Genomic DNA, 22,855 nt, shown 5'->3' with positions numbered 1-22,855 from the left:
TTAGCTATCCCACAGATCGTTGGACTTGTAGGGACTCTGAGAACCGGTAAAGAAACTTCCATCGATAAAGCGATGGGAAGTTCCAATAGCTGCCAGTTTTTTTAAATCCTCTGAGTCCAAAGTTAGCTCGGTGGACTTCAGGTTTTCGACAATCCGACCCTGATTCACCGACTTAGGAATCACGGCGATGTCTCTGGACATGGACCATGCGATCAGCACCTGCCCTACATTTGCGGAGTGCTTCTGCGCGATTGACTTCAAAACCAGGTTTTCAAGCAATTTGGGGTCGTTTTTATGTCGCTCACCTCTGGAATCAGGCGAACCTAGGGGCGAGTAGGCAGTCATGAGAATGCTATTTTCTTTGCAAAAATTCACCAAGGGCTCCTGCGGCAAAAACGGATGCATTTCCACTTGATTCATTTCCGGCTTTTCACCAGCCATTGCCAAAAGCTCCTTCAACTTGGCTTGATTAAAGTTTGATACACCAATGTGTTTGGCAGACCCAGCGGATTTTTGCTCCTGCATCGCCTCCCAGGTTTGTGTCAAAGGCACATCTTTATAGGTATAATACTCCTCCCGATGTTCCGCAAAACCAACTCCGCGCTTAAATGAGATCGGCCAATGAACCAAGTACAAATCCAAATAGTCCAGTCTAAGGTCGTTCAGAGATTTTTCCAAGGCAGGTTTCACATCCTCATGCCGATGGCTATCGTTCCAGAGTTTGGAGGTGACAAAGATCTCCGCGCGCTTGACGAGTCCATCTCCCATTGCGTCGGAAATACCCTGCCCAACTTCCTTTTCGTTTTGATAAACAGCCGCGCAGTCTATGTGTTGATATCCAGCTTCGATCGCCCAATACACCGCTTTTCTCACTTCCCCAGCCTTACTCTTCCAGGTGCCCAGTCCGAGAATGGGTAGCTTGTCTCCATTTCCAAATTCCAGATTTTTCATTGTGGTTTCTTGTTGGTTTCTCTAAAAATTTCGGTTTTGATTCCCTTTTAAAATGAATTGTACCTGTATAAATCTACTGTTTTTTAGGGTTAAATCCGCCGCTCCGTATTTCCAAGAACGATCCCGACCGATCTCACCTGTATCCTATACGAAAGCACTGAACTTTGGATGGTTTTATCTTTCTTTTTCCAAAAAACCAATACCCCGGCCTTCTTTGGCTAATTCTCAGGCCATACATTTGTGCTAAAACACAAAAAAGGGCTGAGTAGATTTAAACCTACCCAACCCTAAAGTCCTTGTTTTGTTTCGGATTGAAGATCGTCATGTTTTCAACAAAGGCAACAACAGCCACTTTCCTATTTCAGCGCAAATTCCCTCGCTTTCATATTCGTGTAGTACTTAGTGATCATGTTTGGAACTTCCCAGGCAGGCAACTTTCCCGCCTGATAATACTCCAAAAATCGCTCTGTCACTTGCGCGAAATGTGCCTCGTGACCGTTGTGATAAGAATCCGGCACCATTACCTGATACTCCCCTGAGGCCATTTTCTGCAAATCAATCCCCGGATATCTTGCCTGGAGCGTTTCTTTAACGGCTTTCTCCAACTGCGCCAGATCAGAACCAATCAACTCGACATACAAGGCTGCGCGGTAGTTTTCATCTTTTCCCTGACGAATGATCAGGTTGGCTTTGGAGCCTCGCATCATACTATAATGTGTGTCTGCGCTTCCCTCAGGAGCCTGATAGTTCCAGATCACGCTCGCTTTGGCATGTTTACCTTTTAGCGTGTAGTTCATCTCTCCATTGGCAAAGACTTCCAGCTTGCCGTCTTTAACGTCTTTCTGAAGAAAGTCAGGAAACTCGGTCTTGCCCGTTACCTTTTGAAATTCCTCCAGGGTCAAGGGGGTAGTCCACCTCTTGGCCGACAGCATCTGCACATCCGTGGTATCTAGCACTTCCTCAGGAAATGCCTCCCATTGGATCAAATCCACCAGGTGAGTCGTCACATCCACAATACCTTCTCCCTCGATTGCGACATCAAAAAACCAGTCGGGTCGGATCAACGGCGCCCCAGAGACGTATTTGAAGAAATGATGGACCGACTCCTTGGTGATTGCCGGGTTGTCCGGAGTTCCATTTTCCAGCTCGCCAAAGACCTCCGGAATCATAGAAAGCTCACGTTGAAGCAAAGTCGTGATCTCAAACCGTTCCGTCATGATGTCGAAAACCAGAAGTTTTTTGTCCTCGGCCACCTGAAAGGCTTTCACCAGTTTCTTGAATCCTTCAGGATTGATGACTAGCGGTTTGTCGGCATAGACGTGAATTCCGTTTTCAACAGCTGCCAGGATATAGTCCACTTTTTGATTGTTCTTTCCCGCCACCATCATCACGTTGCCAGGCTTTTGCGAGATCATTTTCTGCAAGTAATCTGAACCCGTGTAAACCTCCAGATTCCAGGCAGTTGGATTTTCGGATCGGGTATTATACCCAGCGATCCGATTTAGGTGGTCTTTCAGTTCTGCTCCTTCGGGCGCAAAGATATATACCGTGGAATCCACACTTGGATACATTGACTTGTGAATCAATCCGGCATGGAAATGTCCAGGATCCAAAGTCATGATCCTGACTTTTGAGTCTAATTCAGAAGTTTCGGTTTTCATTTCAGGACTTGAACATGAAACTGAAAAAAGGGCCATAGCGGCGCCTAATTTGATTTTATTGGAAAACATTGATTGATTTGTTATGATCATAGATAGGCCTTTAAGTGGCCTAATACAATTTTAGAAAAAGGGAAGATCGTAGAGAACACCGAAATAACGTTATCCACAGCTTAATTCCAGAAATATCCCCCTACCCCCTTGGGTAAGATACTTTTCCAAAAGTAAAACTAAGGGGGAGTTCGCCCTAGGCTCGTCTCCCATCTTCAACACTACATCTTTACATAGTCTGTTCCCCAAGGCTTTCGCTGCGGACGACTAAGGTGGGCATTCGCTTCTCGGTCATTCACAAACTCCTCTTTCTTTGCGTCCCATTCCAGTTTTCGTCCCATCTTCATGGCGATATGGCTAACCAGACAAACGGAACAGGAGCGGTGCCCAATCTCTACAGGAGACAGCAATTCATTGTTTCCTTGGATCGCTCCCAGCCAGTTGCCATGATGCTCGGTGCTTCGTGTCAAATTGATTTCTTCCGGTCCGATTACCGATTGCAAAATCTTGGGATCTGAGGCATCCAATGCTTTAGCATTATTTCCTTGTGCGACAGGATCAGAAGAGGACGCGACATAGTTTCCTCGGGAAACCCAAATCCAACCTTCGGTACCTTCGTAGCGGATGCCGTTTGGATAGCCTCCGGAGGTGAACATCATGATTCCGTTGTCGTATTCCGCTTTGACCATAAAGTCACCATGAACATTCCAGAGCCCAGAACGAGGGAATTCAGCAACTGCTTCGACATATCTCGGCCCGGTGAGCTCTGTATCCATACCCCAAGCGGCAGAGTCAAAATGGTGTTGCCCCCATCCTGTGATCATTCCAGCACCGTAGTTTTCAATTCTCAACCATCCGGGACGATCATATCCGACCTGCGGGTGAACCCCAATCTCGGTGTAGGGCACTTCTGGAGTAGAGCCCAGCCAAGCCTCAAAATTCAGATTAGACGGAACCGGCATCGCGGGAGCATCTGGACCAGAGGGATCTCCGGGTAGTCCGATACGGACGGTGTGAAGTTTCCCTATCCGACCGTTTCTCACCAATTCTGCCGCTCTTCTAAACTGCTCACTGGATCGTTGTTGCGTGCCCAATTGTAATACTACACCGGTTTTGTTGACCACATCCACCAATTGTCGGCCTTCCTTTATGGTCAACGAAGTAGGTTTTTGGACGTAAACGTGCTTTCCAGCCAAGGCTGCTTCCATGGCTGGCTGAGAGTGCCAATGGTCCGGAGTGGAAATAATGACTGCATCGATCTCTTTGTTAAGGAGCATTTCCCGATAGTCTCCATATTGTTTTACGTCTACGTAGGGACTGCCATTTTTCTTGGTGTAATAGTCCTCAATGTGTTTTTTGCCATCGGCCATGCGATTGCTGTCTAGATCCGACACGGCAACGTATTGCGCAACTTCATGCCGCCAAGTACCGGGCATGTCGTGATCGCGAGCAATTCGACCACAGCCGATTTGGCCAATAGTAATGCGATTGCTTGGGGCATTTTTGCCAAAAACTGAAGCCGGTACTATCGTCGGAAAGCCAAAGGCTGCTGTCGCCAAGGCCGTTGTTTTCATAAAGTCTCTTCTTTGCATAGGTATATATTCTAGGTCGTATGATTTCTGTTATTTGACGAAAGCTCTCCAATACTCCTCGGCTTCTTCCGCTGTTAGCTCTCCATCGAAGACGATCATTCTGTATTTTAATGTATAGCGCTCGTTGGGCTGAATCTCCCAAGATTCATGTCTGATCGGGCAAAATTCGATAAAGACGTTCCCTTCCCCTTTGTATTGCCCCAGCGGCCAAACGCGAAGCGGCTCGGGGTGAGCCTTGTTAGTATTGTGACTGAGGAATAGGATTCCACTTTCACCCGAGGAATCGGCAGTCTTGCCTTTTACGATCACCCACTTAGCATTGGTTCCGTCCGCGTCTTTTCGGGTTTTGCCCTCAGATGTCAAGATGCTGCTGTTTGCATCGCCCCAGAGTTCCGTTGCCCGATAGCCGATGCCCCCGCCATAGCGATAGTCATCAAGCAGGATCCCTCCGGGAATTTTCGTTTCAATTGTGGTGGTGTAGTCGACCATGTACCGACTTTTATCTGCCGGTTTTACTTTGATCCGCAGGTCTTCTTCTATGGCTAGTTTTTCATTTTCAGGAGCTTTGAGATCAAGGTGATTTTGTCTCACATTTAGCTCTGCAGCACCTCCGACCACCTTCTTGGAAAGGACCCTGGCGAAGTCCACACGGCCTTTTTCATCTCCCAGATTCCAAAAATCAACCTCTCTCCCACCAATCGTGGCTCGAGTCCAAGGACCCCAGATTCCGTAGTGATGGTAGTGATCTGTAGGCTGGATGCGGCTGAGTACCTGACCGCTTGGGGAAATAATCGGGTGGATAAAACCGGACTTGCTGAAAGCCTCTTTGATACCCTGGGGAACTGGCTCTTTTGCAGTTTGATAGCTTAAAACGTGTTGATTGTCAATCAGAAAATCAATGCCTTTTGAAGTTTCTTTGAGATCCACTTTTTGCGAAAACGATCCCGTAGAAAAACTCGATAAAACGAGGCATACCAATAATACTCTTTTGAAACGCATGGAAAATTCAGGTTATTGGGCTTGAGATTCCAATTTATCAAAATCTCAAAGAAAGCATTAACCCTGTTATACTAATCAATTATGAAGCGTTCCCTTTTCTACGCAATCGTTTTCTTTTCCACTCTCGGTTTTTCATGTGCGCAAGGCCTCGACAAGGTCACTCTAGATGACGCCTGGAAGAACAAAATCAGGGGTATAGCTCCTGAAAAAGCGACCTTTCCAGCCAAAAAGAAGAACATTTTGGTTTTTTCCCTTCACACCGGCTTCGACCATTGGGTAATCCCCCACACGGAAGAAATGCTCAAAATCGTCGGTGAAAAAAGTGATGCTTTTTACGTAAGTGGCAGCAAGGACATCTACGAATTTGAAGCCAAAAACCTCAAAAAATACGATGCAGTCATCCTCAACAACACCTGTTCGATTGGCGATCACCGAAATCTGTTTTGGGATAAGCTGAAAAAGGATGCCGGCACCGGCTATGATTCTGCTGCATTGATGAAAAAAGCAAATGAATTGGAGGCCAACCTGCTTCGCTATGTGGAAAAAGGCGGTGGGCTGCTGGTCATTCACGGCGGAGTGACCACTCAGAATAATTCTTGGGAATTCAGCAGGTTGCTTGGAGCAAGCTTTGACTATCACCCGCCGCAGCAGCCACACCAAGTGCGAGTAGAGGATCCGAAGCACCCATTGGTTCAGGCGTTTCCGGCGGAGGGATTCAACCATACGGATGAACCTTATTTCTACAAAAATGCCTACGAAGAGCTAGACTTTAAGCCTTTGCTTTATTTCAATAATGCCGAGATCAAGAACCAGCGCAAAGGTCAGGAGCTGACCGAAGGCAAAACTTATGTAGCTTGGATCAGAGCGGAAGGTAAGGGAAAGGTCATGTACATCTCCCCCTCTCACAACGCGCAAAGCTTCGAAAACCCTGACTTGCTGCAGTTCTATCTGGACGGGATGCAATATGTGGCGGGTGACGTGAAGTGTGACGAAACTCCGATTGGGAAATAAGTCCACAACAAGAAATGAAAACGCATTAACTCAAATGTCGCTGAAGGTTAATTTCAGCGACATTTTTTTTGCCCTAAATCTGCAACGCTTACCCTTAAATAATCTCTGGTTGGACAATCAACAAGGGGTCTCGCTCCAGTAAGTTGCCACTTTGCCAGGGACTGGAAACGGCGCATAAATCGCAAGGCAAATTCCATAAAACTGCTGGTCTTTTTCTGGATCGAAATCTCTGACTTGGATATATGAGGTAGTTGACGCAGGTATACCCTCACTCGTAAATACTTTCACCACATTCGAATACATCGTCCCCTGATAGGAAATGATTTCACCCATATTTTCCGGTTTTTTGACGGAGACTAACATCCCACCACCACATGGATCGATCCCTATCTTGGTAACCTCCAAGCATGTAGGATCCGTATCCGACTGACATCCCATGAGGAGACTAATGACAAGAGCAAATGAAAAATGGTAGGATTTCATGTGATAAAAAGAATTCGTTTTAAAGACGGAGCCCGATCGGTGTTCGCTACAGATCTTTAATTAGTTTACTTTCCATCGAAGCTTATAAGTGGATTTCCATTACTTCACTCCAAATCGTTGTGGTCGAAGAAAAACTATCATCAATGCGTCGGCATATAGCTATGCACAATCGCCTCTGCCGCTATCCTTCCCGAAGTCATAGCAGCGTTGATCGAGCCGTTTAGCAGGTAATCCCCAGCCAAATAGACATGGTCGGTTATCTTGCACTCGGTCATCGGGATGCTGTATTTCAAGTCTTCAAGGAAGGGCAAGGCATGGGAAACACAGAACGCTTTCACAAATTGAAAATATTCAGCCGAAACACCGGAAATCCATTCCAGTTCCGACTTCACAGCCTTGATCAAATCTGCTTCCTCCAGTTCAGAAGATAGAATCGACACGGAAAGCAGCGCTCTTCCATTTTTTGAATACGATTTAGATACATCGTCCATGAATGCGATGTTGTTAATCAAATGATTCCCGGTCAGTAAGCCGATCATGGGTTTTCCGATGAAGGATTTTTGAAGTGAAAAATACAGATTAATCACCTGCTGTGGCGCAGAAAACTGCCCCTGCAACTGCCTCATCACCCGATCGGGCTGCACAGCAATGACAATCCGATCAGCCTCGAGGACATCTCCATTTTCCAGGTGAATCGTCTTACCTTTCACCTGATTGACAGGCGTATTGAAGTAAAGCTGCGTCTTGCTGAGTTGACGGCGGATCATTGCGGGAATCTCCCCCATTCCCTTTTCAGGCACAGCAGCATGCCCTATCGAAAACATCTTGAAAACAAACTCAAACATCCTCGAAGAGGTATTCAGGTGCTTTTCTAAAAAAATCCCTCTGAAAAATGGCTTGAAAAAGTTGTGGATGATCTGATCAGAAAAACCGTAGTTCTTCAGATACTGATGTGTCGGCAGAGAGAGGTCGTCAAAGATTTCTTCGTTCGTCTTCTTTTTCAATTCCCTGGCAAGGGTAAAAAGCCTCAGCTTATCTCTCAAGGTCCCAACCTTAGAAAATGCCATCCCAACCAGTTGAAATGGATCTCGCATCGGGTCGGAAATGATGTAGAGCTCGTTTTTATCAAACACTACGGCACCGGGCAGGAATGCTTTCAACTGTAAGGCTGACAGATCCAGATACCTTTTAAGCTCCGGATAGGCGGTGTTCAACACCTGAAAACCATGGTCCAATAAAAACCCGTCCACCTCATCCGTCTTGATTCGCCCGCCAATCCTATTGGAAGACTCTAGAATCACCGGCGAAAATCCAGCTTTTTCAAGCTCCAAGGCTGCTACCAGCCCTGCTAAACCTGCTCCGATGATATATATTTTTTCTTTTTCCATAAGACACCTATCTAATCTGAGCTGAAAATAAAAATCATTCAATATTCAAGTGAAAAGTCACAATCTATCTCCTAACCAACCCTAGGCAATAGTGTTTAAAAGTTTCAGTCAACAGTGGAAAGTTTGATAAAAGGAGGCATTCAATCAATGCAAAATCAGTATCATCGTAGTAAATCACTACCGCATGAAAAAACTTTCCTGGCTTCTATCAATCTGTTTTTTACTCCAGTTTTCTATTCAAGCGCAAACTTATTTTCCAGTTAAGAACAACTGGCTGGTGAAAGAACCTGAAGAACTCGGTATCAATGAAACCAAGCTCGCCGAAGCCATCACCTTTGCCAAAGCGCACGAAAGCTCCCAAAACGCCAACCTTAAGATTGCCCACTACGAGAGTGCGTTTGGGCGTGAACCCTTTGGCTATCCTGTGGGACCGATGAAAAGCCGTGGTTCCGCCGCCGGGCTGATCATCTACAAAGGATACGTGGTCGGTCAATGGGGAGATCCAAGTAGGGTGGATTTGACTTTCAGTGTTGCCAAAAGCTTTCTCTCCACGACCGCTGGACTGGCTGTCGCTGTGGGATTGATCAAAGATGAGATGGACCTAGTCTATCCGTATATGGCTCCGATTTATCCTTTTGATCCCGTTCGATCCGTAATGAATAAAGCGGATCACCTGTACGAGGACGACGTTTTTGAGCTGTTTGACACAGAACACAACCGAAAGATCCGATGGGATGACTTGCTTCGTCAGACCTCGGATTGGGAAGGAAGCCTTTGGGGCAAACCCGACTGGGCAGACCGTCCATCCGGTGAGACAAGCGAATGGAGGTCCCGCGCTCGAAATACCCCGGGGTCGGTTTATGAATACAACGATACGCGGGTCAATGTCCTGGCTTTGGCGCTATTGAATGTTTGGAGAAAACCGCTACCTGTGGTGCTTAAAGAGAAAATAATGGATCCAATCGGAGCAAGCGATACTTGGCGATGGACCGGTTACGAAAACTCCTTCGTAATCCTCGACGGGCAAATCATTCAATCCATCAGTGGCGGCTCGCATTGGGGAGGCGGCATGATGCTTTCCGCTTGGGATCAGGCACGCTTCGGCTATTTGACTTTGAGAAACGGCAACTGGAACGGCACACAGCTAATTGATTCTACTTGGATCGAAAAGTCCCGCACACCTACATCGGCGAACCCGGGTTACGGCATGATGAACTACTTCCTCAACAATGAGTTAAAAGAGGCTCCCGACGCTCCAAAAAGTGCATTTATGCACATCGGAGCCGGTACCAACATGATCTATGTCGATCAGGAAAATGATCTCGTGATCGTGGCTAGATGGATACCAAACGGAGACAAAGCGGAACTCGTCAGGTTGGTATTGGACAGTCTCTCGAAATGAAATGGCATTACCGGAGTTACAACTGTCGAATCGATTTCTTTCTTCTACCTGGAAATCATTAAAATTTCCCCGACTGATTCAGCCTTGGCCAGTGTTATCCTTGATTCTCGTTAGGATTGGGATTGATTGCTCTTCAGCCTGATTTAAAAAAGCCAGCTTATGAACTTTGATCTTTATTCGCGAAACTCATGTTCATTAAAAAAACCCCGGTGTATAGAACCGGGGTTGGGGGTGATTTAGACAACTTTTCTTGCCTCCTTTTTCTTACCAGTCAGGAAACTGGAATTTGACGTACAAAGGACGAATGCACAGAAAATTTTTTGGTGTGCCTTTTCATACAAAGGCTCAAAACATAATTAAACCCTAAGCGAAGTGCTCAATGACCTTTGTTTCTTTTTGCAGCTAACTGAAATAGGATTCCTTCCCAAATAAGGTTTGGATTACCAGAACCATATACTCGTCTTGCATACAAATTTACTTAGATAATTGACCTCCTGTTGCTTGGTCAGATTTTCTTGATAAATGTCAAACCGACACGTTTGTCAGCTGCTTTAAACCAATTATTCCGAAAGATTCCCTCTTTTAATCAGAATACCCAACTTTCAAAACGAATAACAGAAAATGGTAAACAATGTGTCATTTTATCAAAAAAAAAGCTCCGACAATTTGCCGGAGTCTCAATTCAATGGGTAGCGATTAATTTTTGATCTCGATGTAACCGCTGGATACCGACCCGGAGATCGTGGTCGGCGCTCCGTTGTTGATCTTCAAAGTTCCCGAAGACGAACTCTCACCAACGACGACCTTGCCGCTGCCAGCTTCGAAATCATAGTTGTAATCGGACAAATTTGAGTTGGTCCGAATTGAAATCCTTCCTGACGAACTGGCCAATTTGGTCTTTGGTCCCAAACCTACACCCGAACCGGATATGTTGCCTGAGCTCACTTTGAGACTTTCAATTTCCGCGACGTTCGCCAGGTCCAAATTACCCGAATTTAGCGTCACGTTCAATTTGCCAGCCAGATCCCTGACATCAATCGATCCGCTCGATGCTTCTACATTGAAGTTGCCTTCCATTTGCTCGATTTCGATCTGACCGGAAGAAGTCCACGCATCAACATTTCCGATCAGGTTATATCCCTCGATTGATCCCGAATTAACCTGGAGTTGGATCGTTGGTACTTTGAGAGCTTCTACTTGAATTTTTCCAGAGCTTGTATTGATAGCAAGTGTGGGAGATTCGACACCCGAAACTACGGTCTCTCCTGAGCCGGACTCCACATTTAGATCCATATATTTTGGGCCAACTAGGGTGACTACGGCCCGGTGATTGCCCGCCCCGAACATACCGTTTTTATCCAATTCGATGAACAGTGTAGTGCCTTCCTGCCGATAGTCAATACTGAAGTTTCCCGGGCGGCTAGACTCTAGCAGTCCATCCAACTTGACTGTTGTTTGATCAGATTTTCCTGCATAGTTGATTTCCATAAATGAAGCGTCAATCTCGATATGCTCGATTCCGGCAAACTCTTCGTTGATGCTTTGTACTACTTCAAGTTCTCCTTCGCAAGAACTGAGCGCTAGAACGGCTCCGATCAGAAGTCCGATCACTTTTGTTTTTTGAGTTGTGTTACTAAATCTCATAGACGGTTTATTTTTCATTTCTCGATTATTTATGGCCCCATCAAAATTTTGTTTACGATTTGGCTTATTTTGTAGTTTAATATTTTGATTTTCTTGATTTAAGTCAAAGCGGTAGTTTCGCATGAAATCGCCCGAGTAGGTTCGGACTTTTGTCTGATTCTCCTATTTTTACCTAGGACAAGCGAGAGACGTTATACCCCTATTCCCATTTGAAAAAATGATTGCAAATACTCCAAAGCCCCCCTATTACGCCGTGATTTTCTCGAACTATCGCACCGAAGTCGATGAAGGATATGGAGATATGGCTGACGAAATGGTGCGGTTAGCTGCCCTCCAAGAGGGATTCTTAGGTCATGAAAGTGTGCGGGACGGATTGGGAATCACGATTTCATATTGGGAAAATCTGGATGCCATAAAAAAATGGAAAGCGAATACCGATCACCTGATCGCCCAAAAATACGGGAGAGAAAAGTGGTATTCCGCCTACAAAACAAGAATAGCTCTGGTCGAGCGCGATTATGGGTTTGAGGTTTGATATCAGCGCTTTCGTCTATAGTGAAGTTGCGTTAGCCCCGTGTCAAAGGCTTGTGTGCTTAGCAGTTCGAGTTCTTGCTCCGCTCTTCCGTCCTTGAAAAGCCTCGTGCCGCCTCCAACGAGTACCGGAACAATAGAAATAATAAACTCGTCGATCAGATCATTTTTTAAAAGCTCATTGATCAATTCGGCACCGCCGTCGCAATAGATGTTTTTTCCGTCTTTTGCTTTCAGCTGATGTACAAATTCGACGAGATCGCCAGTGTAGAAGGTTGTCCTGCCGCTACTAGGTCGTTCGGTTTTAGTAATTACAAAAACGTCTCTATCACCGTTGTCATAGTGAGACGTACCGATCTCTTCGAGCACCCAATCGTACGTTTTGCGGCCGAGAATGATGGTATCGATCGTGGCCGTGAATGCAGCATAGCCATAGTCCTCGCCTTCTTTTTCGACTAATTTCAAAAAGCTGAGATCGTCGTTCGGCTTTGCAATGTAGCCGTCTAAACTGGCTGCTATATAAATGATGAGTTTTCGCATCGTTCTGCCGGTGAAATCCTTATCCTTTTTTGAGCTCTGCAGCCAAAACCTTTACCCGATCCTTGATCTCCGTCTCAGCCACATTCAGATTTCCCGAAGTGGCTTTGAGAAAATCCTGCACGGCACCGCTGTGGTCGGTGGATTTTCCCTCAGCCAAAGTCACATAACGCATCGTCGACCAAAGTACAGTCTTAAGCTGCGTCTTGGAATCATCGGTCATGTAGTATTCGACTACGATCGTGTTGTGATTGTGCCAAAGAATTCGGCTCATGATCCGCACCCACTCTCCCACCATCGCCGGTTTGACATAGCTGATGTTGTGGTTGTACACGACCCAAGCGGCTTTGTAGGTTTTGATTAAGTCGATGATTTCTAAGCCATAAAGCTTCGGGACTTGATCTTCTCTTGCGTTAAAAAAGTAATCGAAATACTTCGCGTTGTTCAGATGCTGCAACGGATCGCAATCCTGAAAGCGGATGACAACTCTGCTTTCGGTTTCGGTTGGATAGTGTTTTTCCGGATCGTAGTCAAACATGGCTTATAAGTCTTTACTGGTTAAAATCTTTATTCCTTTTTGCTTCATTTCTCCCAGCGCTTTTGATCCATCCCCTGGACTTAGATTGACTGCACGTGTTGCGTCTGAAATGACGAAGGTTTCAAACCCCAGGCTTTCTGCGTCCATCGCTGTGAATTTCACACAATAGTCCAACGCCAATCCGCAGACGAAAACCCGTTCGATTCCCTGCGATCTGAGATACTCGCTCAGTCCGGTATCACCTCGACGAGCATTATCAAAAAATCCGGAGTAGGAATCTACCTCTGGATTTTTTCCTTTTTGAAAAACCTTCATCCTTTGACCCCGGTTCAGGTCAGGATGAAAATCCCCACCCTGACTACCCTGAACGCAATGCACCGGCCATAAAATCTGCGTCAACCCAGCCAGTTCGATGAATTCTCCGGTTTTTTTCCCAGCATGATTTGCTGCGAAACTTCCGTGTTCTGCCGGATGAAAATCCTGTGTGGCGACTACGAGCGGAAACTTTTCTTGTATGTTGTTGATGATCGGGACGATCTGATCGCCTTCGGCAACCGCCAGGGTTCCTCCGGGACAAAAGTCGTTTTGCACATCGACAATCAGCAACGCATCGGACTTTTTAATCTTCTCCATTGTCGAATTTCTTTGCTTTCAAAACCAGTTCCATCCGCAAATGGTGCAGGTTTTCTTCCAAGCCAACCGGATAAAGATGCGGGTTGACCAGACGCTTGTGAGTCTTGTCTAGCGATTCGAGTTGTGAAGTAGCTCGATCTCGAATCTCGGTCAGCGTGGGCAGTTTATAGACTTTCTTGCCCTTGTCAAAGATCGGTTTCAGCAGCACTTCTTCCTGATAGAATGCCGGCATCAGTCGCTTCCTTCTCGTCGCATCCACCGGATCGATGATCACCACGCCCTTTGTGTCAATCGGCTGATCTTCCAAAAAAATCATGTCTGCAACGGCCTTTCCCTTGCTGAAATACCGCTTGGTGTTGTGAATTCCGGGGATGTTTATTTTTAGCGATTGCTGGGAAACTTTTACTTTAGGCTCCCATTCCCCTTCTTCATTTTTGATAGCCGAAAGTTTATAGACCGCTCCCAACGCAGGTTGATCGTAGGCGGTGACCAGTTTGGTACCCACGCCCCACACATTGATATCGGCGTCTTGGGACTTAAGAGATGCAATGATATGCTCGTCCAGATCATTGGAAGCCACGATTTTTGCCTCGGGAAAGCCAGCCCCGTCCAGCATTTGTCTTGCCTTGGAACTGAAATAGGCGAGATCACCGGAGTCGATGCGGATGCCAACCATTTCTTTTCCTTTGCTTCGCAAAATCTCTCCGACCTTGATGGCGTTCTTCACTCCATTAAGTGTGTCGTAGGTATCTACCAAGAAGACGCACTGATCTGGAAATGCCTCGGCATAAGCTTCAAAGGCCTCCAATTCGGTCTCAAACGACAGAATCCAACTATGTGCATGCGTGCCAGCCACCGGGATTCCAAAAAGTTTGCCCGCCATCACGTTGGAAGTAGAAGTACAGCCCCCGATGTAGGCAGCTCGGCTCGCGGCCAGTGCCCCATCTATCCCTTGCGCCCGTCTGAGTCCAAACTCCAGCACCGGTTCGCCTTGTGCGGCAAGGTTGATTCTGGCGGCCTTCGTAGCGATCAGGGTCTGGAAATTGATGATATTCAGCAGCGGTGTCTCCAACAGCTGGCACTGGATCAGCGGGCCTCTCACGCGTACCAAGGGAGAATTGGGGAAGGCGACCGTGCCCTCTTCCACCGCATCGATATCACAGGTGAATTCCAATTGTTGAAGGTATTCAAGAAACGCCGCCTCAAAGACCGGGCTGCCATCCTGGTCCTTCATCACCTCCAAATACTCCAGATCGGCTTTTTCAAATTTGAAATTTTTGCAAAAATCTACCACATAGTCCAATCCTGCCGCCAGAGTAAACCCACCTTGAAAAGGATGCTTGCGGAAGAAAAGGTTGAAAACCGCCTCTTGTTCCCCTTTACCGGCTTTCCAATAGGCATACGCCATCGTGAGTTGATAGAAGTCGGTCAGCAAGACGAGATTGCTTTGGTAGAGGTCTTTGGTGATTTTCATACATGGATTAAAATACAAAACTAAAGGTAAGCGGAAGGCGCGATCTGACAAAAAAGAAGAAGGCGAAGCCATTGACGATTACGAGCTCCCTGCCACCATCAAGCCTATTATTCCAATCTTGGGTTTATGTCTTGTTTCCTGGATCTAGGGTCTAAAGTCTAGGGTCTAATGTCTAGCGTCTTGAATGCTAATGCTTGACCCGCAGATTAAGTAATATTCCCACCAAAACCAGCCCCATTCCGACATATGACATGATTTGAAAGGTCTCGCCAAAGAAGAAAAATCCGAAAATCAAAGCATAGATAATCCCCAAATAGCTCAGGTTGGCCACCTTTGCGACATTTGAATTCTGATAGGCCAAAGTCAGGAAATACTGCGCTGCTTGGGTGCAGATCCCAATCCAAAGTAGCATCAGCCAATCCCAGCCCACCGGTTGCACCCAGCTAAAGTAGCTGACCAATCCCGAGACCGGCAACGCAACGAGAGGAAAATAGAAGATGATTACCAAAGGATGTTCCGTGTTTTTTAGCTTTCGGATGACGATATAGGCCATCCCGGAAAAAATAGCAGAGATCAAACCGATTCCGGCAAACACCCAATCAACCCGCGCATCGAAGCCCTGTAACACGACCACACCGGCAAAGGAGATCGCGAAATATAAAAATTGAATCGCTCTGACCCGTTCTTTTAGGATAAATATCCCCATGACCGAAGTGAAAATGGGCGACAGGTACTGCATCGTCACCGCACTGGCAAGGGGAATATATTGGAGTGTGTAGAAAAAAGAAATCAGTCCCACCGAACCGACGACACCACGAAGGATCAGCATTGGCTTATTGTTCCCAAAAACATAGACCCCCTGCTTTTTCAACACCACGTAGCTGAAAACCAGACTGAAAATCGACCTGAAAAGTATAATCTCGATCGCCGGAATATGGGGTATGAATTTCACCGACACGTTCATGATGGCAAAAAATACAGTGGCCAAAAGCATCGCCTGTACGCTGGTAACTTTCAATTGGTGGCTTTGATTTAAGAGGTGGTACTTCTAGCAAATTCACGCATGCCCTGTAAAGTTCATCTTCCGAAATTTTATTTGGCTGAAACTTTCTGGCTGCAAATCGGCTTTTACTCCAAAACCTCACCTATGGCACACGCACTTGGCACCCAAGCACCGGACTTTCAACTTCCCTCTACCTCAGCGAAAATTTTTAAACTAAAAGATTACTTGGGTAAGCCGTTGATTCTGTTCTTCTACCCCAAAGATTTCACCAAAGGCTGCACCGCGGAAGTCTGTGAGTTCCGCGATCAGTTTACTGAGTTTAAGGACATGGAAGTGCCGGTCTTTGGAATCAGCCGAGACGATATTCCGACTCATGAGAAATTCAAAAAGGTGCATCAGTTGCCGTTTGACCTACTTTCAGACCCTGACGGGAAAGTCTGCAAAAGCTTTGATGCGTTGATTCCTGTGCTCAAAATCCCAAAAAGAGTTACTTATCTCTTGGACGAAAAGCATCAGATTGCAGGGATTTTTGAAGGGATTTTTGAAAACAAAAAGCACGTGAGTGCGATGATCGCCAAGCTGGGAAAAGCCTAACTGGAGACAATCAAACCATCCTGCATCACGACCTGGCGATCTGCCATTCCTGCTAGCTCCTCGTTGTGGGTAACGATGACGAATGCTTGCTTGAGCTCATTTCGAAGTTTGAAGAAAAGCTCATGAAGTCCCTTGGCATTTGCGGTGTCTAGATTTCCGCTGGGCTCATCGGCAAATACAACAGAAGGATTATTGATCAAGGCCCTCGCTACTGCGACACGCTGCTGTTCTCCACCCGAAAGCGTGGACGGTTTGTGGTCCAGTCTGTGGCTGATTCCAAGGATTTCGGCCAGCTCACCGGATTTTTTATGAAGTGCTTTCGGTGAAGTTCCCTTAATATATCCAGGAATCTGGATGTTTTCCTGTGCTGTAAACTCGGGCAGCAGGTTGTGAAACTGAAAAATAAACCCGATCTGTTGATTCCGGAAATCGGCCAACTGATCGCCTTTCAGAGACAGTAGATTTTTACCCTGCATACTGAGCTCCCCTGTTTCAGGCTGATCCAAGGTTCCAAGAATGTGTAACAAGGTACTTTTCCCTGCGCCTGAAGAACCGACGATAGAAACAATCTCAGATTCGGAAATATCAAGATCAACACCTTTTAAAACGTGTAGACTTCCGTAGGATTTATGAATCCCTTTGGCTATCAGCATTGTAGATTTTTTTGAGTTTTTAAAAGTAAAACAAATCCCTCAAATACAGGAATTAAAGCCTTTTCATGAAGAAAAATGAAAAATCCGGGTTTGATTTATCGATCTCATCGCCTTATCTTCGAGCAAAAATTTCCAGGGGATGAAATCGAGCATGGCTACAAAAGCCAGATACTGGAGCAGTGACCAGTCATGCGAGATTCCATGTGGCCTTTGAAAAAAAACACATTCACATGAACATTCACGAATATCAGGCAAAAGAAGTATTAAAAGGTTACGGAGTAAAAATTCAGGAGGGAATCGTTGCCGATTCACCTGAGGCTGCTCACGAAGCTGCTGTAAAACTCAACGCTCAAACCGGTACTTCCTGGTATGTGATCAAAGCTCAGATCCACGCAGGTGGTCGTGGCAAAGGTGAAGTTCAGGAGACAGGTTCCAGAGGTGTGGTGCTTGCCAAGAAGTTGGAGGACGTCAAGGAAAAAGCAGCAGCAATCCTAGGAGGCACCTTGGTGACTATCCAGACAGGAGCTGAAGGCAAAAAAGTAAGCAAAGTCTTGGTCGCCGAGGATGTATACTATCCAGGCGCCTCTGAGCCAAAAGAATATTACATGTCTATCCTCTTGGACAGAGCGACCGGATCCAATGTGATCATGGCCTCTACCGAAGGTGGAATGGATATCGAAGAGGTAGCTGAAAAGCACCCTGAGAAAATCATCAAAGAATGGGTAGATCCAAAGGTTGGTCTTCAAGGCTTCCAGGCTAGAAAAGTCGCATTCAAGTTGGGTCTTACCGGCACTGCGTTTAAAGAGATGGTGAAATTCACCACAGCGCTTTACAATGCATATGTGGGTACCGACTCTTCTCAGTTTGAGATCAACCCGGTGTTGAAAACATCTGATGACAAGATCTTGGCAGTAGATGCCAAAGTGAATATCGACGACAATGCACTCTACCGTCAGCCTAAATTGGCGGAATTGAGAGATCTGGCGGAAGAAGATCCTTTGGAAGTGGAAGCTGGCAAATCTGGCCTGAACTATGTGAAACTTGACGGAAACGTCGGTTGCATGGTGAATGGTGCCGGCCTTGCAATGGCGACCATGGATATGATCAAGCTTGCAGGCGGCGAGCCCGCTAACTTCCTTGACGTGGGAGGAGGAGCCAATGCTACTACTGTCGAGGCTGGTTTCCGAATCATTCTCCAAGATCCCAACGTAAAAGCTATATTGATCAACGTATTCGGCGGCATCGTACGCTGCGACAGAATCGCAAATGGCGTTGTAGAGGCTTACAAATCTATCGGGGATATCCGAGTACCGATTATCGTGAGATTGCAGGGAACCAATGCTGAAGAAGGCGCGAAGATCATCGACGAATCAGGATTGAAGGTGACGTCTGCAATCACACTGAAAGAAGCAGCTGAAAAAGTACAAGCAGTACTTGAAGCTTAAGATAAAAAGAATGCGTGCGTAGTTCAACTGGATAGAATATCAGATTTCGGCTCTGAGGGTTGAGGGTTCGAATCCTTCCGCGCGTACTTCGAGGCTTAGACAAATTGTCTAAGCCTTTTTTGTTTTCTGTCCGTTGCGAAAAACTTCCCAAGCCACAATGGTTAAAATCTGTTGGAAAGGCGGGTAAAAGCTTAAAAAAACTAAACTTAAATTGAAGGTCTCGATTACAAATGCATATTCGCCCAAGGAAAAAAAACTTCGGCTATGGATAGATTCAGAATATTCTATGTGAAAAAAGTAATAAACGGCCCATCAGAGGGAGACATCACGCATATCGGCGGGATCAATGAGCGGGGCGAAAAATGGAGTATATCTATCGATGAGGCGATTGAAGGAATAAACGCCGGTATTTGGGAGTTCTATCTGATAGAGAATTTTGAAGAAATACAAGTGAATATCTGCACGCTAAACGCATCTGAATCCTTTCTTAGTGCCAAAGGTCAGGGCTACCTTCACAATCTCTTGGAAGACTTACCAGAATGCTCCTTGGCTTTTCAGCTGTAGCACATTTTGCCATTTCAGAGAAATTGATTTTGAGGTTAGGGTCGAAATCAGCTTTCGTAATTTTTTTTCTGTGAAAACAGAATCGAATATTTTTTGAGTTGGTGTACAGGCGCCCACTCCCCCCCTTCGCCATTTGACAGTCAGATGCCGTTCTCTTCAGTCAAAAAATCAAAATCTTACGATCGATCTAAAAGATGGAAGGCAGCATGAAAGTCCTAAAAAAAAAATAGAACTATTCTGAGGTGAGTAAATAAAAAAGCAGGAGAAAATCTCCTGCCCTTTATTTGAAAACTAAACCAACTATTATTTAACTACCACAATGAATTCAAAAATAATACAATTCTATTCAAATCAAAACACCAAAGAATAAATTGCTTTCTTTTATTTTTTCTCAGGAAAATTCCCTCGCTTATAAACCAATCCAATACCTAATCCTTGGCTAAATTGTATTTTATCGTCTTGATCCAAATCATACAAAGAGGCCATTGTCAGCGTAACACTCACCAGATTGGAGACTTTTGCTGACAAAACCACATCGAGACGATGATCGATTGCGTTCCAGGCAAGCGTCTCATAGTTGGCATACATACCATAGCGTGCTTTCAGGTTGATGTTTTCGGATAACTGTTTGTTCCAGTCAGCCAAAAGACTCATTGCGAGCCATTCATGACGAACGGTTTCTCCAATCGGCACGCCGTAATTGTCCGGCACATTGAGGTAGAGATCCGTGTCAGTGACAAAGGTAAATCGCGGAGAAAACGGGGAAATCCGGAGGCTAAATTCGTCATTAGGCTTATATTCCATACCGAGAGCCATCGTAAGATAAGCCGGATTGGCAAAATTGGAAATCAACGTACGACCCGTATCATCAAATTCATACCCTTTGGCAAACTGACTCGCAAAGGTCATGGAGGCGAAATAATTCCAATGTTCTCCTGCCTTTAGACCAACTTTGGAATCGATGAGAATTCGGTCATTTGATTTCCTGCTGTCTTCGTCCTGATTTTTCACCACTCCGTAGAAAAGATCGACCGTGTTGTCCCATGACCATCTTTCTTTGGCATAATTTGCTCTGGCAAAAATTCCCGTCGTAAATGCGACCGAGTTGACCCCCCCTCCAGTCCAGTTGCCACTGAACGAGGCCTGATTCAGCGCAAAGGTTCCTTCGACGGATTTCAACCAATAAGTAGTGTCCGCCGGTGCGGTGTTCGTTGAATCTTGCGCTGACGCAACTCCAATTGTGATTAAAAATAGAAAAATTGTAAATAACTTCTTCATACGCTTTTTATTTAGAATTATAGACTTAAAAATAAGAATTAGAATTTATGGAAAAAGACTTTGAACAAGAACTAATCGTCAGAGACTATCTAGCACGGCAGCGCACCACATTGGCTAATGACCGGACGCTGCTGTCTTACATCCGAACTGCTCTCTATTTTTTGGTCTCTGGCACCGCGCTTTTTGAAGTGAATGAGCTTGCACATGTAAGACAATTGGGATATCTCGCTTTTGGTTTAAGTTTTGCGTTTCTGGGGCTAGGAATCTTCAATTACTTTAAGGTAAAGCAACGATTGAAGAAGGGAAATTACCTCACGATGTAAGCGATGACTTTTGAAACCGAGCTTGTCCTTGGAATTATTTCCCTGGCGGTAATCTTATTTTTCACAGAAAAATTCACCGTCGACACCGTCGCTATCGGCGTTATGGTGCTCTTTATGCTATTAGGGATCCTTGACCTCAAGGAAGGCTTGGCTGGCTTCGCAAATTCTGCAACCATCACAGTAGCAGCAATGTTTGTGATTTCTCAGGCCATCTTCAAGACGGGAATACTGGATCAAGTCAGCTTATACCTAGGCAATCAGGCCAAGAAAAGCGATACGAGACTGATCTTAAGCTTGATGCTGACTTCCGGAATCCTTTCTGCATTTATCAACGATACCGCAGTAGTCGCCTTGCTGATGCCTGCGGTCATTCAGATCAGCCAGAAGAACCAAATCCCTCCTTCCAAACTTCTTATGCCGCTTTCTTTTGGGGCGCTGATGGGAGGAATTTGCACACTGTTGGGGACAAGTACCAACATCTTGGTGAGTGGGATTGCCGAGAAAGCCGGATTGCCAGCATTTGGCGTTTTTGAAATGAGCGCCATGGGTTTGGTTTTTCTTGCCGCCGGGATTCTCTACATGGTCACTGTGGGCCGATGGCTACTACCAAGTCGAAATCCCAATGTCGATCTTGGCGACTCCTATGACCTGGGCAGCTACTTGGTAGAAGTGTCAATTACGGAAGATTATGAGCAGCTACATGAGCCAGTTATTAAGCAAAAGATTTTTAAAGATGGAGAGACCAAAGCCTTGCAGATCGTACGTGAAGATGGCTCTCGAATCAAAGTCTATCCCAATACTGTCGTATTGCAGGGTGATGTAATCCGGATCACTGCAGATCAAAAAAACCTGGATCGCTTAAAAAAAATCAATGGGGTGAAGATCAAAGCCGAACTGGACTGGACCCCGGAGACCACCGCTTCCGAGGACGAAAAAATCTTTGAAGCGATCGTAACACCCAATTCTTTTCTTGTAAACGAAAGCATTAAATCCATCAGTTTCAGAAAGTTATTCGAGCAAGTTCTCGTCATAGGAATACGACATCGCAAGGGCCTTTTGGACAAATTAATTGCCAGTTCATCACTGAAGGCGGGTGATGTGCTGTTACTCCGGGCCAACGAGGAATCGATCCAGTCGATTCAGCGGTCTGAGGATCTTTTGCTGATATCCGGCCGGAAAATCGGGAATCTCAACAAACTCCAGGTCATTCTCACACTCGGCATCTTAGCCTTGGTCATCGGTCTGGCGGCGTTTGGAGTTTTTCCTATTACGCTCTCCGCTACCGCTGGCGCCTTAGTCATGGTCATGCTTCGCGCTATCACCCCTGATGAGGCCTATAAAGCCATAGACTGGAAGGTCATTTTCATGCTTGCGGGAGTCTTGTCCATGGGTGCAGCACTGGAGAAAACAGGGGGGGCAACCGTGATCGGCGAGGGGGTATTGCAGCTGTTTGGAGAGTATGGGCCTCAGATCGTGTTGAGTGCCATATTTGGATTGACCTTTCTCCTCACCAACGTCATGTCAAATAATGCCACAGCCGCGCTCCTAGCTCCTATAGCGATCAGCATTGCAGCAACTCTGGATGTCGAAGCGCGACCATTTCTGATGGCCGTTACCTTCGCCGCCAGTCTGAGCTTCATGACTCCGATGGGCTATCAGACGAATACGATGATCTACAATCCGGGAAATTATCGATTTACGGACTACGTGAAAGTGGGGACTCCACTCAACATCCTTTTTTGGATCATAGCCAGCATTTGTATCCCGATATTTTTCCCGTTCTAAAGCGACTAGCCTTCGGGTCAAACAACAACATTGACTACGATGTAGGATAATACTGGTTCGGAGTGATCGGATTAAAACACCTTCGCTCCGTTGACTTCGGGCCAAACTCAAAGAGCCGATTCTCAAAAATCTCAGGGTAGAATTCAACTTCCGAGCATTTTTTTTCCCGTGGAAAAACACACGACTGCCAGTCGCTCTTTGGCTTGACACTGGCGTTTTAAATCCGTCGCGGGCTTACATCTATTCGGGAATCGCTAGAATACTGTCATAAAAATTTTTAAATTATTGATAATCATACACCTGCGAATGCCTTCTGCA

The 22,855-nt window shown here is 45.9% G+C and carries 22 protein-coding genes and 1 tRNA gene; 9 read left to right on the top strand and 14 right to left on the bottom strand.

All coding sequences use genetic code 11. The features are described 5' to 3' along the window. From ABD031_RS00520 to ABD031_RS00505, 4 genes are all read right to left on the bottom strand, one after another. Positions 1-951: an aldo/keto reductase gene (locus ABD031_RS00520; RefSeq protein ID WP_343847828.1), complete on the bottom strand. Its 951-nt coding sequence runs from the start codon at positions 949-951 to the stop codon at positions 1-3. Positions 952-1,307: 356 nt separating this feature from the next. Continuing rightward, the gene (locus ABD031_RS00515; RefSeq protein ID WP_343847827.1) at positions 1,308-2,612 is read right to left on the bottom strand and encodes a putative oxidoreductase C-terminal domain-containing protein; all 1,305 of its coding nucleotides are present in this window, start codon (positions 2,610-2,612) and stop codon (positions 1,308-1,310) included. Between the two features lie 269 nt (positions 2,613-2,881). Further along, positions 2,882-4,252, bottom strand: coding sequence for a Gfo/Idh/MocA family protein (locus ABD031_RS00510; RefSeq protein WP_343847826.1), 1,371 nt, complete (start codon positions 4,250-4,252; stop codon positions 2,882-2,884). 30 nt (positions 4,253-4,282) lie between these two features. Next, positions 4,283-5,251, bottom strand: a complete 969-nt coding sequence (locus tag ABD031_RS00505; RefSeq protein ID WP_343847825.1) for a DUF6807 domain-containing protein — start codon at positions 5,249-5,251, stop codon at positions 4,283-4,285. An 81-nt stretch (positions 5,252-5,332) separates the two neighbouring features. Between ABD031_RS00505 and ABD031_RS00500 the strand changes: the two genes are divergently transcribed. Beyond that, positions 5,333-6,262: a ThuA domain-containing protein gene (locus tag ABD031_RS00500; RefSeq protein WP_343847824.1), complete on the top strand. Its 930-nt coding sequence runs from the start codon at positions 5,333-5,335 to the stop codon at positions 6,260-6,262. A gap of 117 nt (positions 6,263-6,379) precedes the next feature. On the opposite strand, the gene ABD031_RS00495 is transcribed toward ABD031_RS00500, so the two are convergent. Beyond that, complete coding sequence (locus ABD031_RS00495) at positions 6,380-6,745, bottom strand: hypothetical protein (RefSeq protein WP_343847823.1); 366 nt, start codon at positions 6,743-6,745, stop codon at positions 6,380-6,382. A 140-nt stretch (positions 6,746-6,885) separates the two neighbouring features. Further along, positions 6,886-8,133 carry an NAD(P)/FAD-dependent oxidoreductase gene (locus tag ABD031_RS00490; protein ID WP_343847822.1) on the bottom strand — a complete coding sequence of 416 codons (1,248 nt, stop codon included), beginning with the start codon at positions 8,131-8,133 and terminating at the stop codon, positions 6,886-6,888. Positions 8,134-8,317: 184 nt separating this feature from the next. Between ABD031_RS00490 and ABD031_RS00485 the strand changes: the two genes are divergently transcribed. Then, complete coding sequence (locus ABD031_RS00485; RefSeq protein WP_343847821.1) at positions 8,318-9,535, top strand: serine hydrolase domain-containing protein; 1,218 nt, start codon at positions 8,318-8,320, stop codon at positions 9,533-9,535. Between the two features lie 696 nt (positions 9,536-10,231). Here ABD031_RS00485 and ABD031_RS00480 read toward each other — a convergent pair. Continuing rightward, on the bottom strand, positions 10,232-11,179 hold the full coding sequence (locus tag ABD031_RS00480) for a DUF4097 family beta strand repeat-containing protein (protein WP_343847819.1): 948 nt from the start codon (positions 11,177-11,179) through the stop codon (positions 10,232-10,234). A gap of 217 nt (positions 11,180-11,396) precedes the next feature. Here ABD031_RS00480 and ABD031_RS00475 point away from each other — a divergent pair, with 217 nt between their 5' ends. Beyond that, positions 11,397-11,714 (top strand): antibiotic biosynthesis monooxygenase family protein, encoded by a 318-nt coding sequence (locus ABD031_RS00475; protein WP_343847817.1) that lies wholly within the window; start codon positions 11,397-11,399, stop codon positions 11,712-11,714. Between the two features lie 2 nt (positions 11,715-11,716). Here ABD031_RS00475 and ABD031_RS00470 read toward each other — a convergent pair whose 3' ends face one another. The 5 genes from ABD031_RS00470 to ABD031_RS00450 form a co-directional block, all read right to left on the bottom strand. Next, positions 11,717-12,250 (bottom strand): dihydrofolate reductase family protein, encoded by a 534-nt coding sequence (locus tag ABD031_RS00470; protein WP_343847815.1) that lies wholly within the window; start codon positions 12,248-12,250, stop codon positions 11,717-11,719. A 19-nt stretch (positions 12,251-12,269) separates the two neighbouring features. Beyond that, entirely contained in the window at positions 12,270-12,785 is a 516-nt protein-coding gene (locus tag ABD031_RS00465; RefSeq protein ID WP_343847814.1) for an acyl-CoA thioesterase, read from the bottom strand. Between the two features lie 3 nt (positions 12,786-12,788). Further along, positions 12,789-13,418, bottom strand: coding sequence for a bifunctional nicotinamidase/pyrazinamidase (gene pncA, locus ABD031_RS00460; RefSeq protein WP_343847812.1), 630 nt, complete (start codon positions 13,416-13,418; stop codon positions 12,789-12,791). Then, positions 13,405-14,892: a nicotinate phosphoribosyltransferase gene (locus ABD031_RS00455; protein WP_343847811.1), complete on the bottom strand. Its 1,488-nt coding sequence runs from the start codon at positions 14,890-14,892 to the stop codon at positions 13,405-13,407. The genes pncA and ABD031_RS00455 overlap by 14 nt, the downstream gene beginning before the upstream one ends. Positions 14,893-15,079: 187 nt before the next feature. After that, positions 15,080-15,886: a DMT family transporter gene (locus tag ABD031_RS00450; RefSeq protein ID WP_343847932.1), complete on the bottom strand. Its 807-nt coding sequence runs from the start codon at positions 15,884-15,886 to the stop codon at positions 15,080-15,082. Between the two features lie 153 nt (positions 15,887-16,039). On the opposite strand from ABD031_RS00450, the gene ABD031_RS00445 reads away from it, so the two are divergent. Further along, the gene (locus ABD031_RS00445; RefSeq protein ID WP_343847810.1) at positions 16,040-16,489 is read left to right on the top strand and encodes a peroxiredoxin; all 450 of its coding nucleotides are present in this window, start codon (positions 16,040-16,042) and stop codon (positions 16,487-16,489) included. On the opposite strand, the gene ABD031_RS00440 is transcribed toward ABD031_RS00445, so the two are convergent. Further along, a complete protein-coding gene (locus ABD031_RS00440; RefSeq protein WP_343847809.1) occupies positions 16,486-17,142 on the bottom strand; it encodes an ABC transporter ATP-binding protein in 657 nt (218 codons plus the stop codon). The two genes, ABD031_RS00445 and ABD031_RS00440, sit on opposite strands and share 4 nt — an antisense overlap. Before the next feature lie 230 nt (positions 17,143-17,372). On the opposite strand from ABD031_RS00440, the gene sucC reads away from it, so the two are divergent. From sucC to ABD031_RS00425, 3 genes are all read left to right on the top strand, one after another. Continuing rightward, entirely contained in the window at positions 17,373-18,587 is a 1,215-nt protein-coding gene (sucC, locus tag ABD031_RS00435) for an ADP-forming succinate--CoA ligase subunit beta (protein ID WP_343847807.1), read from the top strand. A 12-nt stretch (positions 18,588-18,599) separates the two neighbouring features. Continuing rightward, positions 18,600-18,673 (top strand) — tRNA-Arg (locus ABD031_RS00430). A 178-nt stretch (positions 18,674-18,851) separates the two neighbouring features. Then, positions 18,852-19,151, top strand: coding sequence for a DUF3892 domain-containing protein (locus ABD031_RS00425; RefSeq protein ID WP_343847806.1), 300 nt, complete (start codon positions 18,852-18,854; stop codon positions 19,149-19,151). Positions 19,152-19,532: 381 nt separating this feature from the next. Here ABD031_RS00425 and ABD031_RS00420 read toward each other — a convergent pair whose 3' ends face one another. Further along, on the bottom strand, positions 19,533-20,429 hold the full coding sequence (locus ABD031_RS00420; protein WP_343847805.1) for a DUF3078 domain-containing protein: 897 nt from the start codon (positions 20,427-20,429) through the stop codon (positions 19,533-19,535). A gap of 47 nt (positions 20,430-20,476) precedes the next feature. Between ABD031_RS00420 and ABD031_RS00415 the strand changes: the two genes are divergently transcribed. After that, positions 20,477-20,752: a YidH family protein gene (locus ABD031_RS00415; protein WP_343847804.1), complete on the top strand. Its 276-nt coding sequence runs from the start codon at positions 20,477-20,479 to the stop codon at positions 20,750-20,752. 3 nt (positions 20,753-20,755) lie between these two features. Then, positions 20,756-22,537, top strand: a complete 1,782-nt coding sequence (locus ABD031_RS00410) for an SLC13 family permease (protein ID WP_343847803.1) — start codon at positions 20,756-20,758, stop codon at positions 22,535-22,537. Positions 22,538-22,855 lie beyond the last annotated feature (318 nt).

The sequence above is a fragment of the Algoriphagus jejuensis genome, assembly GCF_039523455.1.
GTDB lineage: Bacteria > Bacteroidota > Bacteroidia > Cytophagales > Cyclobacteriaceae > Algoriphagus > Algoriphagus jejuensis.
This window is presented reverse-complemented; position numbering and strand designations above follow the sequence as displayed.